This is a genomic window from Flavobacterium kingsejongi, assembly GCF_003076475.1.
Classification (GTDB): domain Bacteria; phylum Bacteroidota; class Bacteroidia; order Flavobacteriales; family Flavobacteriaceae; genus Flavobacterium; species Flavobacterium kingsejongi.
On record NZ_CP020919.1, the window covers coordinates 2,298,319 to 2,314,555 of the forward strand.

14 protein-coding genes are annotated in these 16,237 nt (G+C 40.7%); 8 read left to right on the plus strand and 6 right to left on the minus strand.

Annotated features, from left to right (window positions below; genetic code table 11):
* Window positions 1–96 precede the first annotated feature (96 nt).
* Window positions 97–1,557, plus strand: a complete 1,461-nt coding sequence (locus FK004_RS10130) for an aminoacyl-histidine dipeptidase (protein WP_108737150.1) — start codon at window positions 97–99, stop codon at window positions 1,555–1,557.
* 84 nt (window positions 1,558–1,641) lie between these two features.
* Here the strand turns inward: FK004_RS10130 and FK004_RS10135 are convergent, their stop codons facing one another.
* Window positions 1,642–2,130 (minus strand): DUF6265 family protein, encoded by a 489-nt coding sequence (locus tag FK004_RS10135; RefSeq protein WP_108737151.1) that lies wholly within the window; start codon window positions 2,128–2,130, stop codon window positions 1,642–1,644.
* A 188-nt stretch (window positions 2,131–2,318) separates the two neighbouring features.
* On the opposite strand from FK004_RS10135, the gene prfA reads away from it, so the two are divergent.
* The 3 genes from prfA to FK004_RS10150 all read left to right on the plus strand — a co-directional run bounded on the left by prfA (window position 2,319) and on the right by FK004_RS10150 (window position 5,134).
* A complete protein-coding gene (prfA, locus tag FK004_RS10140; RefSeq protein ID WP_108737152.1) occupies window positions 2,319–3,395 on the plus strand; it encodes a peptide chain release factor 1 in 1,077 nt (358 codons plus the stop codon).
* A gap of 93 nt (window positions 3,396–3,488) precedes the next feature.
* Window positions 3,489–4,304 (plus strand): orotidine-5'-phosphate decarboxylase, encoded by an 816-nt coding sequence (gene pyrF, locus FK004_RS10145; RefSeq protein WP_108737153.1) that lies wholly within the window; start codon window positions 3,489–3,491, stop codon window positions 4,302–4,304.
* A gap of 23 nt (window positions 4,305–4,327) precedes the next feature.
* On the plus strand, window positions 4,328–5,134 hold the full coding sequence (locus tag FK004_RS10150; protein ID WP_108737154.1) for an ABC transporter substrate-binding protein: 807 nt from the start codon (window positions 4,328–4,330) through the stop codon (window positions 5,132–5,134).
* Window positions 5,135–5,359: 225 nt separating this feature from the next.
* Here FK004_RS10150 and FK004_RS10155 read toward each other — a convergent pair whose 3' ends face one another.
* Complete coding sequence (locus FK004_RS10155) at window positions 5,360–6,094, minus strand: DUF4197 domain-containing protein (RefSeq protein WP_108737155.1); 735 nt, start codon at window positions 6,092–6,094, stop codon at window positions 5,360–5,362.
* Between the two features lie 140 nt (window positions 6,095–6,234).
* Here FK004_RS10155 and FK004_RS10160 point away from each other — a divergent pair, with 140 nt between their 5' ends.
* Window positions 6,235–7,716, plus strand: coding sequence for a catalase (locus FK004_RS10160; RefSeq protein ID WP_108737156.1), 1,482 nt, complete (start codon window positions 6,235–6,237; stop codon window positions 7,714–7,716).
* Between the two features lie 53 nt (window positions 7,717–7,769).
* On the opposite strand, the gene FK004_RS10165 is transcribed toward FK004_RS10160, so the two are convergent.
* Entirely contained in the window at window positions 7,770–8,687 is a 918-nt protein-coding gene (locus FK004_RS10165; RefSeq protein ID WP_108738813.1) for an EamA family transporter, read from the minus strand.
* Window positions 8,688–8,950: 263 nt separating this feature from the next.
* On the opposite strand from FK004_RS10165, the gene FK004_RS10170 reads away from it, so the two are divergent.
* A complete protein-coding gene (locus FK004_RS10170; protein ID WP_108737157.1) occupies window positions 8,951–12,391 on the plus strand; it encodes a methylmalonyl-CoA mutase family protein in 3,441 nt (1,146 codons plus the stop codon).
* A 121-nt stretch (window positions 12,392–12,512) separates the two neighbouring features.
* On the opposite strand, the gene FK004_RS10175 is transcribed toward FK004_RS10170, so the two are convergent.
* A complete protein-coding gene (locus FK004_RS10175) occupies window positions 12,513–13,280 on the minus strand; it encodes a hypothetical protein (protein ID WP_108737158.1) in 768 nt (255 codons plus the stop codon).
* Window positions 13,281–13,404: 124 nt separating this feature from the next.
* Between FK004_RS10175 and FK004_RS10180 the strand changes: the two genes are divergently transcribed.
* A complete protein-coding gene (locus FK004_RS10180; protein WP_108737159.1) occupies window positions 13,405–14,169 on the plus strand; it encodes a class I SAM-dependent methyltransferase in 765 nt (254 codons plus the stop codon).
* A 17-nt stretch (window positions 14,170–14,186) separates the two neighbouring features.
* On the opposite strand, the gene FK004_RS10185 is transcribed toward FK004_RS10180, so the two are convergent.
* On the minus strand, window positions 14,187–15,020 hold the full coding sequence (locus tag FK004_RS10185) for a helix-turn-helix domain-containing protein (protein WP_108737160.1): 834 nt from the start codon (window positions 15,018–15,020) through the stop codon (window positions 14,187–14,189).
* A gap of 131 nt (window positions 15,021–15,151) precedes the next feature.
* On the opposite strand from FK004_RS10185, the gene FK004_RS10190 reads away from it, so the two are divergent.
* Window positions 15,152–15,568, plus strand: a complete 417-nt coding sequence (locus FK004_RS10190) for a carboxymuconolactone decarboxylase family protein (protein WP_108737161.1) — start codon at window positions 15,152–15,154, stop codon at window positions 15,566–15,568.
* 178 nt (window positions 15,569–15,746) lie between these two features.
* Here the strand turns inward: FK004_RS10190 and FK004_RS10195 are convergent, their stop codons facing one another.
* Window positions 15,747–16,193 (minus strand): GNAT family N-acetyltransferase, encoded by a 447-nt coding sequence (locus FK004_RS10195; RefSeq protein WP_108737162.1) that lies wholly within the window; start codon window positions 16,191–16,193, stop codon window positions 15,747–15,749.
* Window positions 16,194–16,237: the final 44 nt, after the last annotated feature.

Consider the following 16,237-nt stretch of genomic DNA (forward strand, 5'->3'; position numbering starts at 1 on the left):
CAAGACGGTATTCCCGGTTTATAATTATAGCTTTTCGGCCTTTTCAGAATATAACTTTGTAACTTTACCACTTTAAAAATTGAAAAAACTACTATAATGAGTCAGGAAATAAGAAATCTGGAGCCAAAACAGCTTTGGAACAAATTTGCCGATTTGAATGCGGTACCGCGTCCTTCTAAGAAAGAGGAAAAGGTAATTGCTTTCATGAAAGATTTCGGAAAAAAATTAGGCTTCGAAACTATCGAAGACGAAGTGGGGAACGTTATCATCAAGAAACCGGCAACCAGCGGAATGGAAAATCGTAAGACCATTGTAATGCAGTCGCATTTGGATATGGTGCACCAAAAAAATAACGATACCAATTTTGATTTTGATACACAGGGCATTGAAATGTATGTCGATGGTGACTGGGTTCGTGCTAAAGGCACTACGCTTGGAGCTGACAATGGTTTGGGTGTGGCTACAATAATGGCGATATTAGAATCTACCGATATCCCGCATCCAGCAATTGAGGCTTTGTTCACGATTGATGAAGAAACCGGAATGACAGGCGCTATGGGATTAAAAGGGGGGCTTTTAGATGGTGAAATCCTGCTTAATCTGGATACAGAAGAAGATGATGAAATTGATATCGGTTGTGCTGGTGGCGTGGATGTAACTGCTACCAGAAGCTATAATGAAGAAGAAACTCCAGAAGGATCTGTAGGGTATACCATTACCGTAAAAGGCCTGAATGGAGGACACTCCGGAATGGACATCCATAAAGGATTGGGGAATGCCAATAAAATCATGAACCGCCTCTTGTTTGACAGTTTTGAGAATTTTGGATTACAGATTGCTGAAATTAATGGTGGTAGCCTTCGTAATGCGATCCCAAGGGAAAGTGTTGCCAAAATAGTAATCTCTACTGTATTTGATGAAGCATTTGTTTTTGACATGCAAGAAATCATCCGTGATATCAAAGCAGAGTTTAAAACAACCGAGCCGAATCTTACCATTGATATCCAGGGATCGGATTTGCCTAAAAAAGTAATGGACTTAGGCGTACAGGAAGGATTAATTCGTGCCATTTATGCAGCACATAACGGAGTATACCGTATGAGTCCTGATATGGCTGATTTGGTAGAAACTTCAAATAATATTGCCAGAGTCATTGTAAAAGATGGGGAATTGTCTATCGGCTGCCTTACCCGTTCTTCTGTAGAATCATCCAAACAGGATTTAGCGAATGCTTTGCGTTCTGCGTTTGAATTGTTCGGATGTGAGGTAACAGAAACTGGATCTTATCCGGGCTGGACACCTAATGTAACTTCACCAATACTGGATGTACTTGTTGGGATTTACGAAAAACAAAATGGTTCAAAACCAAGCGTTGTGGCTTGCCATGCGGGCTTGGAATGTGGTATTTTAGGAACCAATTATCCGGATATGGATATGATTTCCTTCGGTCCAACGATCAAGGGGGCACACTCTCCGGATGAAAGAGCGAATATCGCTTCAGCACAAAAATACTGGAAATTTGTTTTGGAAATCCTGAGCAATATTCCATTGAAATAAAATAATAGTATGGCATTTGCCACTATTGCAAAAGGCCCGTTTATTTTTAAGCGGGCCTTTTTGTATCCGGCTAAAAGTAAAATCTTAGTTTCGTTTTTTCATGCCAAAAACTTCCTTGCTTTCTTTTCCTTTTCGTAATCCAGAGATAATGGCGGTAAGGCTATCCGGAGTGCTAAGGGTATAAGTTATTTTTTGTGGGAAATCATGCTCCGGATTTTCAAACACCATTTCTTTTTCAGTACTGCTCGTCAGTATAAAAACGATAGGTTTTCCTAAATTTTGGTTGCTGACAGTTGGGATGTAATACAACTGTCCTAATTTTTCTTCTATGCGTATGGTTTCCGAGAACAGTGTATCTTTTCCAGAGATAAAATAAGATTTACCCTTGTATGCAGTACCATTACCCGGATCGGTCCAGCTTTCGACCGATAGGCCTTTCGGGGTTTTATTTTCCCAATTTCCGATAAGCCATGCTGCTTTTTGAAGTGCCGGGGCCACAGTAATACTGCTGGGTTTTTTACAGGCTGTGAAGCCAAGACATACCAGGATAATGAATAAGAATTGAACTTTCATAGCTATTGATTATAGGTTGATTAGCGGCATATTGCCTTTTGTTTCGGTATTGGATATCCTATCCTTTCAGGGGATACGATTGGCGAATTTAAAAATATAAAATACGTTATAAAAACTGTAGCATCCACACTGTATACTGTAAACAATTTTTTTGTAAATTTGCACTCCAAATATAAGGAAAGAAAAAGATGTTAGACAGATTACAGATAGTAAAACAACGTTTCGATGAGATTTCCGATTTGATTATCCAGCCGGATGTCATTTCTGATCAGAAGCGTTATGTCCAGTTGAATAAGGAATATAAAGACCTGAAAGCACTGGCAGAAAAGCGCGATGAGTACGTTAATATCATGAGTAATATTGATGAGGCTAACGAAATTATTGCGGATGGTAGTGATGCGGAAATGGTAGACATGGCCAAGATGCAGCTGGATGAAGCAAAAGACAGATTACCGGAACTGGAAGACGAAATCAAGTTCATGCTGATCCCTAAAGATCCGGAAGATGCTAAAAATGTGATGGTGGAGATCCGTGCCGGTACTGGTGGGGACGAAGCGAGTATTTTTGCAGGAGATCTTTTCAGGATGTATACTAAATATTGTGAAAGCCGCAACTGGAGAACCAGTGTAGTGGATATGAATGAAGGTACTTCAGGTGGTTTCAAAGAGGTTATCTTTGAAGTTACTGGTGAAGATGTTTATGGAACACTGAAGTTTGAAGCTGGAGTGCACCGTGTACAACGTGTACCACAAACGGAAACACAAGGACGTGTACACACTTCGGCAGCGACAGTAATGGTGCTTCCGGAAGCAGAAGAATTTGATGTGCAAATCGACATGAATGATGTTCGTGTAGATTTCTTCTGTTCTTCAGGACCTGGTGGACAGTCGGTAAATACGACCAAATCGGCAGTGCGATTGACGCATACCCCAACAGGATTAGTGGCCCAATGCCAGGATCAGAAATCACAACACAAGAATAAAGACAAAGCCTTGATGGTATTGCGTTCCCGTCTTTATGAGATGGAACTTGCCAAAAAACAGGAAGAAGATGCGGCAAAACGTACTTCACAGGTAAGTAGTGGTGACCGTTCGGCTAAGATCCGTACCTATAATTATGCTCAGGGGCGTGTAACCGATCACCGTGTAGGGCTTACATTATATGATCTGGGTAATATCATGAATGGTGATATCCAAAAAATTGTAGATGAGCTGCAGCTGGTAAACAATACTGAAAAATTAAAAGAAGCAAGCGAAGTATTTTAATCGCTTTCCCAATACTATGAACCACACCAAGCCCTTCCAAGCCCAGTGTGGTTTTTTTTTGAACTAACACTAACAAACTACAACTACCACCCGATGACACACCAACAACTTACTGCCAATATCCGCCGCAAAAAATCATTCCTTTGTATTGGGCTGGATGTAGACCTTACAAAAATACCACAGCATTTATTAACGACAGAAGATCCGATTTTCGAATTCAACAAAGCGATAATCGATGCGACCCATGACCTTGCTGTGGCCTATAAACCCAATACTGCTTTTTATGAAGCTTATGGCATTAAAGGCTGGATTTCACTGGAAAAAACCATTCAGTACCTGAATGAGAAACACCCTGAAATTTTTACCATAGCCGATGCTAAAAGGGGCGATATCGGGAATACCTCTTCCATGTATGCAAAGGCGTTCCTGGAAGACCTTGCGTTTGATTCGGTGACAGTGGCACCTTATATGGGGAAAGATTCGGTAGAGCCTTTTCTGGCGGTAAAGGATAAATTTACAATCCTGTTGGCGTTAACATCCAATGCCGGTGCTTTTGATTTTCAAACCCAGACAGTGGACGGGAAAGAATTATATAAGAAGGTTATTGAAACATCCAAAACCTGGAAATACAGTGAGAACCTGATGTATGTCGTTGGAGCCACCAAAGCCGAATATTTTACCGAAATCCGTAAAATCGTTCCTGATAGCTTTTTATTAGTGCCGGGAGTTGGAGCACAGGGTGGAAGCCTTGCGGAAGTATGCAAATATGGGATGGCGGAGAATATCGGTTTGCTGATCAATTCTTCCCGTGGGATCATTTATGCTTCACAACAACAGGATTTTGCCGAAAAAGCCCGTGAAGAAGCCCTAAAGATACAATTGGAAATGCAACAGATTTTATTTCGATAGATCAGCGGCGCAATATAAAAAACATGAAAACATTTATAGACCAAATCGGTAACCTGGTAACATTTGAACATTCCCCAAAACGGATTGTTTCATTGGTACCTTCACAAACGGAGCTTTTATCCGATATGGGGCTGGAAGAAAAAATCGTTGGGATCACTAAATTTTGTGTGCATCCCTATCATTTTAAATCCACAAAAAAGATTGTTGGCGGGACTAAAAAAGTAAATTATGATAAGATCCGGGAATTGAACCCTGATATCATTATCACCAATAAAGAAGAGAATACGCTGGAAATGGTGGAAGAACTTCGGAAAATTGCTCCGGTTTGGGTGACTAATGTGATTACACTGGAAGACAACCAAAAGATGATTGATGATTTTGGGCGTATTTTTAACTGCCGTACCGAAGCTCAAAAATGGAACGATAAAATCCATTTTGCATTTAAGGATTTTGTCGATTTTATGAAGGATGTCCCGGTTCGTAAAGCGGCTTATTTCATCTGGCGGGATCCATATATGGCTGCCGGGCAGGATAATTTTATCAATGCATTATTGCAGCTGAACCATTTCAAAAATATATATGACGATAAAGGGCGTTATCCCGAAGTTGAGATTCGTAGAATCCGTTTAGAAGGAGATCCCGATGTTGTTTTCCTCTCTTCGGAACCCTATCCTTTTAAAGATGAGCATGCTTTTGCGATTGGGAGATTCACCCATCACGCCAAAACAGTTTTTGTAGATGGTGAGATGTTTTCCTGGTATGGAAGCCGGATTCTAAAAGCATTTGACTACTTTAAAGTACTTCAGGAAAAGTTAAAAGACCAATCCTAAAATAAAAAAGCCAGCACCCGAAAGTGCTGGCTCAAACATTATAACTAACCCTAACCAATTGAGAAAACTATTTATACTGCAAAGTTGAAAAAAAAAATGCAATATAGTTGTTAAGGGAATGTTATTTATATCTAATTGATTACTAAAATTTTAGCTTTAAAAAACCAGTTGTAATGCGATAGTTTTTATCCCGTTTTAAACCTGTATGAAAACAGAGACAAAAGATTAATCCTGTAGGGCAAATACCTTTTTTAATAGCGGTGAAGTACGTGCAGCAATATCAGTTCGAATGGTTTTTTCTTCCACAGAAATCATTTTGAAAACCCCTTCCATTGCTTTATTGGTCACATAATCATTAATGTCCGGATTGACCTTTTTTACTAAAGGTAACGCATTGTATTTTGTGATTATCGTTTCCCATACTTTATCAGCGCCCACATTCCCCAAAGACTCCTTAACGACCGGATTGAATTTAGAATACAGCGACGTCGAAGTAGCCGTTTGCAGGTAAGTTGTGGCTGCACTTTCATTGCCTAACAAAATACTTTTTGCATCGGTAATTTTCATGTTGGTAATGGCATTAACGAAAATCGGTGTTGCTTCTTTTACCGCATCTTCGGCGGCACGGTTCAGTACTTTGATCCCTTCATCTGCAAGGCTTCCCATTCCCATTGTTCGTAAGGTTTTGTCTACCCTTTGCAATTCTTCCGGCATCAGGATTTTTACCGCTTCATTTTTGTAAAAACCATCCACAGCGGTTAATTTTTTTACCTGCTCTGTGATCCCTTTATTCAGGGCTTCTTTAAGTCCGGCGGTAATATCCAATCCACTGGTTGCGCTGCTACCCGATGTAGTAGTCGTTTTTTCGGTTACTTTTTTAGAAACCTTTTTCAGCACATTATTCAGTTGGGCAAAACTAAATGCGGGGATCAGTAATGCGATGATAAATAGTTTTTTCATATCTTTAATACTTTAAGATTCCAAAGATACTCAAAGATTATACCGCTTGTTTATAATTTAAAACTATTAAAATATAAAAACAATCGATTTTGTTTATAAATACAAATCCCCTAGCTTTGACCTAACAAAATAATAGAGATATGGAAAATCACAACAAACTAACTACTGCATCGGGAATTCCGTATGCTGAAAATGAAGATTCACAATCAGTAGGAGCGAGAGGGCCTTTATTGCTTCAGGATTTTATCCTGCATGAAAAAATGGCTCATTTTAACCGGGAACGTATTCCGGAACGCGTGGTACACGCCAAAGGATCTGCTGCATTCGGGACATTTACAGTGACTCATGATATTTCAAAATATACAAAGGCAAAAATTTTCTCTGAAATAGGAAAACAGACTGAAATGATTCTCCGTTTTTCCACCGTTGGAGGCGAGCGTGGTTCTGCCGATACTGAAAGAGACCCAAGAGGTTTTGCCATGAAGTTCTATACGGAAGATGGGAATTGGGATCTGGTAGGAAACAATACGCCAGTGTTCTTTATTAAAGACCCTAAAAAATTCGGGGATTTCATCCATACCCAAAAAAGAGATCCGTATACCAATATGAAATCTCCAACTATGATGTGGGACTTCTGGTCACTGAATCCGGAAAGCCTGCACCAGGTGACGATATTGATGTCCGACAGGGGAACGCCACACGGTTTCCGTCACATGCATGGTTTTGGAAGCCATACTTTTTCTTTTATCAATAGAGAGAACGAACGTTTCTACGTAAAATTCCACATGCTAACGCAACAGGGGATCAAAAACTTCACCGATGCGGAAGCAGCAGCAATGAAATCCAAAGACATGGATTTTGCCCAAAGGGACCTGATTGAAAATATTGATAAAGGCAATTTCCCGAAATGGGATATGAAAATCCAGGTAATGACCGAAGCAGAATCCAGAACTTATCATATTAATCCATTTGACCTGACTAAGGTATGGCCTCATGGCGATTATCCGCTGATTGATGTAGGAGTGATCGAACTGAACCGTAATCCCGATAACTATTTCCAGGACGTAGAGCAGGCCGCTTTTGCACCCGCACACGTGGTAGACGGAATTGGTTATTCTCCTGATAAAATGCTACAGGGGCGCTTACTGTCTTATCCCGATGCACAACGCTATCGTTTGGGGGCCAATTACGAGCAGATTCCGGTAAACCGTTGTCCATTTGCCACCAATAATTACCAAAGGGATGGCAGAATGCGTGTGGATGGTAATGGCGGAAGCAAGCCCAATTACTTCCCTAACAGTTTCGATGATATCCAGGTAGACAAAGCTTATAAAGAACCGGCATTGGAATTGGAAAGCAATGTAGCCGACTGGTATGACCGCAATGCAGCAGGGGAAAATGATCATTACACCCAACCCGGAAACCTCTACCGACTCATGGTTCCGGAACAGCAGCAACATTTAGTAAACAATATTGTTGGTGCGATGTCTGGTATCGAAGGGCCAAAAAGAGAAGAAATCATCAACCGCCAGTTGTGCCATTGGTTCCGTGCCGATCCACGATTAGGTATGGGCGTTGCACAGGGACTCGGTATCCAGATTGATCCTGCCATGTTACGCTAATAGTAAGATAACGATAAAAAGAAACCCTTTCCAGATTTGGAAAGGGTTTCTTTTTATATGGAATTTTTGATGACTGTTATATGCAATGGCTTCCTTTTTAAAAGCACTCCTGCATTAAAAATGAGAATGGAAAAAAAGATAAGGGAATAGGCAATAATCTGAAAAGAGGTAATGTCTTCCTTATAATAAAAGATAGCCAGCATAAAATTAATCAGCGGATTTAGGTACAGCATAATGCCTACTGTAGAAGAATTGATTTGTTTTAACGCATACAAATTCAGAAACAAAGGGATAATCGTGAAAAACATGACAATGAGTGCGATGTAAAAATAGAACTTAGGTTCGGTGGGCAAGGTACCGCTGTAAAAAGGATAAAACGGGAGTAATATAATGCCAGTCACCAGCAATTGCAGGCTCAGTAAAAGAAACTTATCAATCGAAGTGTTTTTCTTCTGGCTGACTAAATATAACGCATAGGTCGCTGCTACAATCAGGCTGTAAAAGATATCCATAAAGTGATTGAAACATAACAATACACAACTGAAAATACTAAGCCCTACCGCAGCCCATTGCAGTTTATTCAATTTTTCCTGGAGTATGAAATAGGCAAATACAGTGGTTAGGATCGGGCAGACGAGGTAGGCAAATGAGGCGGCTTTCACACTGACATGGTTCATTACATAAATGAAGAAAAACCAGTTGGCCGATAACAGTAGCGCCCCGCCTAAGGTCAGTATAACAGCTTTACGCTTTTCACTGCTGGACATTCCTTTAAAATTTGCAGCTGCTGTTTTTAAAATCTTCCTGCGAAAGAGCAGGTTAATACCCACCATCAGCGTCACACATAAAAAGACCCTGTAAAATAAAATATCCAAAGAGGGATAATCGTGTAATGGCTTTAAAACCAGGCTAAAAAAGCCCCAGATTATAAAAGCAGTAATAGCAGCCAGATAGTATTTTGCCTGTTTCATCAGCATCTAAAAATTCGCGTAAATGTACTAAAATAGCTGGTGTAGCGATGCGAAGAAAAAAGATTTTCAATTTAATTTTTTATCGAATGGAGAACGGGATTTTTACCCCAACTATTTCTCAAAAGAGCACTTTGGTATTGGATAGCAGGTCGAATAAGTAAGCTATTATACTTTGGCGGAATTTATAAACAATACAAAAAAATTAGTGCCGTATTTTTAGGAATTTCGTAAATTGCCGGCTCAAAATATACAGTATACTAAAAATGGAACAAGCAAAACCTTATATTCCTAAAAATAAAGTAAGAATTGTAACCGCAGCTGCCCTTTTCGACGGACATGATGCTGCCATCAATATAATGCGCCGTATTATCCAGACGACCGGCGTTGAGGTCATCCACTTAGGGCATGACCGTAGTGTAGAAGAAGTAGTGAATACCGCTATCCAGGAAGATGCTAATGCTATTGCAATGACTTCATACCAGGGTGGGCATAATGAGTATTTTAAATACATGTACGACCTGTTAAAAGAAAAAGGAGCAGGCCATATCAAAATCTTCGGTGGTGGAGGTGGTGTTATCCTTCCGGATGAGATCAAAGAATTACAGGAGTATGGGATTACCCGTATCTATGCGCCCGATGATGGACGTGAATTAGGGCTACAGGGTATGATCAATGACCTGGTGGAAAAATCTGATTTTCCGGTTGGGGATAAACTCAATGGTGAAATCAATCACCTGGAAGATAAAAATCCAACGGCTATTGCCCGGGTAATTTCTGCTGCAGAAAATTTTCCTGAAATTGCGAAGGAAACACTGGATACTATCCACAAACAAAATGAAACCAGTAAAATACCTGTATTGGGAATCACTGGAACGGGTGGTGCCGGAAAATCATCCCTGGTGGATGAATTGGTACGCCGCTTCCTGATCGACTTTCCGGAAAAAACAATCGGATTGATTTCGGTTGACCCTTCCAAGAGAAAAACAGGAGGTGCATTATTAGGGGACAGGATCCGTATGAATGCGATCAATAACCCAAGAGTCTACATGCGTTCCCTGGCGACACGTCAGTCGAATCTGGCCTTGTCAAAATATGTAGCAGAAGCCATTCAGGTATTGAAAGCCGCCAAATACGATATTATCATATTGGAGACTTCCGGTATTGGCCAGTCCGATACGGAAATCATGGACCACTCTGATGTTTCGTTATATGTAATGACACCGGAATTTGGAGCCGCAACCCAGTTGGAAAAAATCGATATGCTTGATTTTGCCGATCTGGTAGCCATTAATAAATTTGACAAACGTGGTTCTTTGGATGCCCTGCGTGATGTGAAAAAACAATACCAACGCAACCACAACCTGTGGGAAGCCAATCCGGATGACCTTCCGGTATTTGGAACTATTGCATCTCAGTTCAATGATCCGGGTATGAATACGCTTTATAAAGCGATCATGGATACCATTGTTGCAAAAACCGATTCGGAGTTAAAGTCAACTTTCCAGATCACACGTGAAATGAGTGAGAAGATCTTTGTGATCCCACCACACCGTACCCGTTACCTGTCTGAAATTGCAGAGAATAACCGTAAATATGATGCTACCGCCCGTACACAACAAGAAGTGGCACAGAAGTTATACGGTATCTTTAAAACAATAGAGAGTGTTTCCGGTAAAAAAGCAGCGATCAATAAAGTTGGAATTGATGAAGAAACGGTGCTGCCAAGTGCTTTGGAAGAACACAATGACGATCGTATTTTCCTGAACCTGTTGCTCAACCAGTTTGATAAAGTAAAAATGGATCTTGATCCGTATAACTGGGAGATCATACTTACCTGGGATGATAAAGTAAACAAATACAAAAATCCGGTCTACACTTTCAAAGTGCGGGACAAGGAGATTAAAATAGCCACCCATACCGAATCGCTTTCCCATTCTCAGATTCCAAAGGTAGCCTTACCGAAATACCAGGCTTGGGGCGATATTTTACGCTGGTGCCTTCAGGAAAATGTACCGGGAGAATTCCCATTCACTTCCGGATTGTATCCGTTCAAACGCGAAGGGGAAGATCCATCCCGAATGTTTGCCGGAGAAGGTGGCCCGGAACGTACCAATAAACGTTTCCACTACGTAAGTGCCGGATTACCCGCCAAACGATTGTCTACCGCTTTTGATAGTGTGACACTCTATGGTAATGATCCACACCTGCGTCCGGATATTTACGGAAAAATCGGTAATGCCGGAGTTTCCATCTGCTGCCTGGATGATGCTAAAAAATTGTATTCCGGTTTTAACCTGGCGCATCCGCTAACTTCTGTGAGTATGACGATCAATGGTCCGGCCCCGATGTTATTGGGATTCTTTATGAATGCCGCTATCGACCAGCAATGTGAAATTTACATCCGGGAAAATGACCTGGTAGCTGAAACAGAAGCGAAGATCAACGCGATATATAAAAAGAAAGGCCTTGAAAGGCCACGCTATAATGGTGACCTTCCGGAATCCAACGATGGCCTTGGTTTAATGCTCCTTGGGGTAACCGGAGACCAGGTATTGCCAGCTGATGTGTATGAACAAATTAAAGTGCGTACCCTGTCACAGGTCCGTGGTACCGTTCAGGCGGATATATTAAAAGAAGACCAGGCGCAAAATACCTGTATCTTCTCTACCGAATTTGCACTACGACTGATGGGGGATGTACAGGAATATTTTATTACGAATAATATTCGTAATTTCTATTCGGTATCCATTTCAGGGTACCATATTGCCGAAGCCGGAGCCAACCCTATAACACAATTGGCCTTTACGCTCGCTAACGGATTTACCTATGTTGAATATTACCTCAGCCGTGGTATGGACATTAATGATTTTGGCCCGAACCTGTCGTTTTTCTTCTCCAATGGTATCGATCCTGAATATGCAGTAATCGGACGTGTAGCGCGTAAAATATGGGCAAAAGCCTTAAAGAATAAATACGGGGCCAACGAAAGAGCCCAGATGCTAAAATACCACATCCAGACTTCCGGACGTTCGTTACACGCTCAGGAAATCGATTTTAACGATATCCGTACGACATTACAGGCTTTGTATGCGATTTACGACAACTGTAATTCCCTGCATACCAATGCCTATGATGAAGCGATTACTACGCCTACAGAAGAATCCGTACGCCGTGCAATGGCCATTCAGCTGATTATTAATAAAGAGCTCGGTCTGGCGAAAAATGAAAACCCAATCCAGGGATCTTTCATTATCGAAGAACTGACTGATCTTGTAGAAGATGCCGTATTACAGGAATTTGACCGTATCACAGAACGTGGTGGGGTATTGGGCGCTATGGAAACGATGTACCAACGTTCAAAAATACAGGAAGAAAGTATGTATTATGAAATGCTGAAACATACGGGTGAATTTCCTATCATCGGGGTGAATACCTTCCTGAGTTCCAAAGGTTCTCCGACTGTAATTCCTGCTGAGGTAATCCGTGCAAGTGAGGAAGAGAAGCAATTCCAGATCAAAACACTGGATAGCCTTCATAAAGTCCACGCTGATAAAACCAAAGAACAGCTTTCCATTATTCAGGACGTTGCTATCAACAACCAGAATATTTTTGCCCAACTGATGGAAGCTACTAAAGTATGCTCTTTGGGAGAAATCACCGCTTCCCTTTTTGAAGTGGGCGGACAGTACCGTAGGAATATGTAAGTTGTAAAGATAAATATTTAGGGGTTTCCCCTGAAATAAAATAGAAGACCTTCCTCTAATTACATAGGGGAAGGTCTTTTTGTTGGAAGTGTTTTATTGTATCGATGTGATCTGAATATATTTAGTGATAATATTCAAAATCACGCCCCATTATTTCCTTGATTTGACCTTTGTTATCCGTTGCAGTACGAGTGAGCCAATTTCCGATGCTATCATAAGTATAACTATGAGTAGTCGTGTTTCCGGTGATGGAATCTATGACTGTAATGGGATTACCGTATTTGTCATTGGTATACACATTTTCATTTTTAAAAGAATTGTTTCCTACGTTTTTGATAGGATAAAATCCTTCATTTGATTCTTTGATTATATAATGCTGGTTATCATACACATATTCCTTTGCAGAGGTGAGCATACCAGTGGCATCAAAACGTTTGTCTGTTAATATGTTTCCATTTTTATCCCGGGTATAAATAGTTTGGAATTTCAAACTGTCGGACTGGTAAAAGGAAAGTGTTTTTTCTTTTCTTTCGGTATTGTAGGAAATATGTACTTTATATGATTTGGTTTCTTGAGTTTCAAGATTTGTCTGTACTGTTGTACTAAATTGCCCCTTGCTATCATAGTGATATTGAGTTTCACTAACGCGTTCATTATAAGAAATGAAGATACTTGATATAAGAAAACCTTTTTCGTTGTAGGTATTTCCAATTCCCATGCGACACATTTTATTGATATCACTATCCTCTATGGAATTACCTTCCAAAAAGCACTCAACAAAGTATTTTACTTTCCCTTTTAGATTGACATCTGTCAAGTCATTAGATTGTGCATGTGATGCATTAAAAGTAAAAAAGAACAAATAGAAACTTGCAAATACTATTTTCATTTTGAATATACAGAAATTAACGATTACAAAAATAGCTTTTCTATTATTAAGAATCCTTTTTGTGTAATTGCATGTACAGGAATTTTACTACTGAATCCTTATCTTTGGGTAAACAGTAATTAGTATGGAAAACGACAGCACCAAACGATTTAGTACGAGGGTAGTTGATTATGTGAAATACCGGCCTCATTATCCGGAGGCTATAATTAATTATCTACAGCAGAATTACGGATGGTCAAAGGATATGGTTTTGGCTGATATTGGTGCTGGAACCGGAATTTCATCGGCTTTATTTCTCCACGCAGGATATACCGTTATCGCGGCAGAACCCAATAAGGAGATGCGTGAAAAATCGGTGGCGTTGCTGCAGGATTATCCGGCTTTTACGGCTATTGATGGAACCGCTGAACATACCGGATTAGCAGCTTTCAGTGTGGATGCTGTTATTTCCGGGCAGGCATTCCATTGGTTTGATCCTGAAAAAACCAAAGTGGAATTCAAAAGAATACTAAAAACCAACGGTACAATAGCCTTAATCTGGAACGAACGCAAAACCACTTCCGACTTTGAACAGGAGTATGACGAATTGATCCGGAAACATGGTACTAATTATGTCGAACTGCAGCATCGGAATATTGACGATCAGCATATCGGTGCTTTTTTTAGTCCGGAAGTTTTTCATTTGGAGCATTTCGAAAATGCACAGGTCTTTGATTTTGAGGGATTGCGTGGGCGGTTGGTTTCCTCGTCGTATATGCCGCTACAAGGGGATGCCGGGTATGCGCCTATGATAGCCGATCTCGAACAATTGTTTAAAAAGTACCAGAAGCACAATAGTATCATCATTCAGTACGATACAAAACTATACGTGGGTAAGGTCGCTTCCTAATGATTTCGGGAGCCGATTTATACAGCTTCTTTCCGCATTTCCCGCATGCCTCTTCCAAAATGTTTCTTCATCATCCGGTTGAGGTGGCTGCTATCGGTAAATCCCAGTTCCCAGGCAATTACCTGTAGCGTGGCATCAGTATACCGGGCCCGGGATTCCGCGATCTTTAAGCGTGATTTTAATACGAAATCCTGAAAGCTTTCCGACGCATTCCGTTTGAAATATTCACTAAAATAGGTTTCTGAAATATGGAATTTATCCGCCAGGTAGCGCACTGTAATCTTGTTTTTATCTAATATATTAAAGCTGATAAAGTTCAGTACATCGGCAAATCGGGTATCGGTAAAATCACGGTGTTTTAAAATTTCCTTTTGGATATTCCTTGATACTATCGCCAGTACAGCCACAAGGGTGCTTTGGATAATAAAGGCAGAACCGGGATCTTTCCGTTCGTACTCGTACAATACCGCATCCAGCAATCGTTTTACCTGTACCTTATCTTCAGGATCGGGAACCAATTCTCCCGGCTTATGGTTGGCAAGGATAAAATTCAGGCGACTGAACCACGAGCTGTAATCCACTGCTTCCTGGGTGAGCGGTACAAAATAGCTTCCTGTAAAACGGACTATCAGGAACCGGGCGGGCGACTCGATAATATAGCGGTAGCACTTGGTTGCCGAAACGAGGTGTATCGCATGCTCTTCAAAATCATGCAGTACATAGTTAATGCTTTGCTTCCCGGTTCCGCTCAGCACATACACCAGTTCGAAAAAATTATTCGTCCGGCTTCTTTCGTGCCATTTGTCATAGTCTACGATCTCGATGGCAAAGGTATCATGTAAAAAATCCATAGATCAAAATTACGGAATTCTAAGCCACTAACTACAGCCGTCCAATGATGTTACTGTTTTTTCAGGTTTGGGTACTGATGGGCGCCTGCTCCGTTTTCTACATTTGATCCAGAAAAACAAATACCAATACCATGAATTATATTGAAATTTCCAAAGAGGCCATAGGGAATATGTACAAAGCACATGCAGCCTTGAGAAAATCCGAACTCGACGAGAAGCTGATTGCCCTTGTAGAATTACGCGTTTCCCAGATGAATGGTTGCGCCTATTGCTGTAGTTTCCATACCAATGAGCTGCGGGCGTTTGGGATGGAACAAAGCCTGATCGACAAATTACCGGGGTGGAAACTGAGCAAGGCATTTGATACCCGCCAGCGGCTGGTATTGGAATGGGCTGAAGCCGTAACATTGGTTTCAGGGAGTATTTCCGAAGTCCACTATTGGCTAAAAGATCATTTTACAACCCGTGAAATCGTCGATCTTACAGCGAGTATTGCCTTGATGAATGCGCTCAACAGGCTTCGGATTACATTGGGTGAAGCCGAATAAAAATCTTCAAAATCGAATACTAATGAAAGCAATAGTCCTGCAACAACAGGTTTTCGAAAGTACCGAACTGCCACAACACAAACTGCCGTTTAACCACTTGAGCATTTTTTTAAATAGGTGAACTGATTAACCCTGCCGGATATATAATTATCCAACAGGGTTAATTCCACCATTTCCGTTACTTCCACCAATAGTAATAATTGTGATTGCTGTCGTACTCAAAGCCGCAACGTGGATAGAGAGTGTTGCCTATATCGTTTGTTTTTTCGGTTTCGAGCATCAATCCGCAAGCTCCTGTTTCATCACACAATTGTTTGGCTCGGTCTATCAAAGCCACAGACAAGCCTTTTCCTCTGTAGTCCGTGTGAACGAACAAATCACTCAATAACCATTGCTTTTGAAGTTTGATATAATGATATAGTTTGTACAACTGGACAAAACCGACTGCTTTGTCATCTGCGTATACGACAAAAATATGCGACTGTTCATTGTTCAATCGTTCTTGTATGAAGTTTTTGCACTTTTCATAATCGTCCGCCTGACGGTAGAAAATCCGATAGGCGTTGAATAATGCTGCTGTTGTGTCCAAATCTTTCAGGTCTGCTTTTCTGATGTTGTAATTCATGATTTTAATTATTTTGAGATGGTAAAATTATTTATTAATTGGAC

What these genes read in the sequence shown, in the direction of transcription:
- FK004_RS10130 (WP_108737150.1), top strand. Translation starts at nt 97, where the DNA reads ATGAGTCAGGAAATAAGAAATCTGGAGCCAAAACAGCTTTGGAACAAA.
- FK004_RS10135 (WP_108737151.1), bottom strand. Translation starts at nt 2,130, where the DNA reads ATGAAAGTTCAATTCTTATTCATTATCCTGGTATGTCTTGGCTTCACA.
- prfA (WP_108737152.1), top strand. Translation starts at nt 2,319, where the DNA reads ATGTTAGACAGATTACAGATAGTAAAACAACGTTTCGATGAGATTTCC.
- pyrF (WP_108737153.1), top strand. Translation starts at nt 3,489, where the DNA reads ATGACACACCAACAACTTACTGCCAATATCCGCCGCAAAAAATCATTC.
- FK004_RS10150 (WP_108737154.1), top strand. Translation starts at nt 4,328, where the DNA reads ATGAAAACATTTATAGACCAAATCGGTAACCTGGTAACATTTGAACAT.
- FK004_RS10155 (WP_108737155.1), bottom strand. Translation starts at nt 6,094, where the DNA reads ATGAAAAAACTATTTATCATCGCATTACTGATCCCCGCATTTAGTTTT.
- FK004_RS10160 (WP_108737156.1), top strand. Translation starts at nt 6,235, where the DNA reads ATGGAAAATCACAACAAACTAACTACTGCATCGGGAATTCCGTATGCT.
- FK004_RS10165 (WP_108738813.1), bottom strand. Translation starts at nt 8,687, where the DNA reads ATGAAACAGGCAAAATACTATCTGGCTGCTATTACTGCTTTTATAATC.
- FK004_RS10170 (WP_108737157.1), top strand. Translation starts at nt 8,951, where the DNA reads ATGGAACAAGCAAAACCTTATATTCCTAAAAATAAAGTAAGAATTGTA.
- FK004_RS10175 (WP_108737158.1), bottom strand. Translation starts at nt 13,280, where the DNA reads ATGAAAATAGTATTTGCAAGTTTCTATTTGTTCTTTTTTACTTTTAAT.
- FK004_RS10180 (WP_108737159.1), top strand. Translation starts at nt 13,405, where the DNA reads ATGGAAAACGACAGCACCAAACGATTTAGTACGAGGGTAGTTGATTAT.
- FK004_RS10185 (WP_108737160.1), bottom strand. Translation starts at nt 15,020, where the DNA reads ATGGATTTTTTACATGATACCTTTGCCATCGAGATCGTAGACTATGAC.
- FK004_RS10190 (WP_108737161.1), top strand. Translation starts at nt 15,152, where the DNA reads ATGAATTATATTGAAATTTCCAAAGAGGCCATAGGGAATATGTACAAA.
- FK004_RS10195 (WP_108737162.1), bottom strand. Translation starts at nt 16,193, where the DNA reads ATGAATTACAACATCAGAAAAGCAGACCTGAAAGATTTGGACACAACA.